The sequence below is a fragment of the Arthrobacter sp. TB 26 genome (genome assembly GCF_000427315.1).
In the GTDB taxonomy this organism is placed as follows: domain Bacteria; phylum Actinomycetota; class Actinomycetes; order Actinomycetales; family Micrococcaceae; genus Arthrobacter.
In genome coordinates, this window is sequence record NZ_AUPJ01000001.1 from 1 (window position 1) to 738 (window position 738).

Here is a 738-nt window from a genome sequence, read left to right on the forward strand (position 1 = left end):
GCCGGGCGTCCCGCCGGGTTCCGGCGTCGTTTATCCGGCCCGGCTCAGCGGCTTCCTGGACCCGAACCTGTCCCGCTGGAAGTGGCTCGTTAAGTGGTTCCTGGCGATCCCGCACTTCATCGTGCTCTTCTTCCTCTGGTTTGCCTTCGGCGTGGTCACCATCGTTGCGTGGTTCGCGATCCTCTTCACCGGGCGCTACCCGCGTTCGCTGTTCAACTTCAACGTCGGGGTCATCCGCTGGAGCTGGCGGGTGGCCTTCTACTCCTACGGGGCTCTGGGCACGGACATCTATCCGCCCTTCACCCTGGAGCGCACCGACTACCCGGCTGACTTCGACGTCGACTATCCCGAGAAACTGTCACGCGGACTGGTGCTCGTGAAGTCCTGGCTGCTGGCCATCCCGCACCTGCTGATTGTCGCGCTGCTGACCGGGACAGCCCAGACCTGGGTATACCGCGATGGGCATTGGGTCCAGGTGGGTGCAGGGACCTCGCTGCTTGGACTGCTGGTCCTCATCGCCGGGGTCGTCCTGCTGTTTACCGGTGTGTACTCGAAGGGGCTCTTCGACTTCCTGATGGGCCTGAACCGCTGGATCTACCGGGTCGCCGCTTACGTTTCCCTCATGCGCGACGAATACCCGCCGTTCCACCTGGACATGGGGCCGCGGGATCCGGGCGACGCCCCCGGGATCAGTCCTGCGGCGCCTCCTGCCGGGCCCGCGTACGCCCCGGTTCCTAC

General features: G+C 65.4%; 1 protein-coding gene. It reads left to right on the forward strand.

Annotation, left to right across the window (positions count from 1 at the left end):
- On the forward strand, positions 1–738 hold a 738-nt coding region (locus tag K789_RS0100005; protein WP_024364952.1), incomplete at both ends, for a DUF4389 domain-containing protein.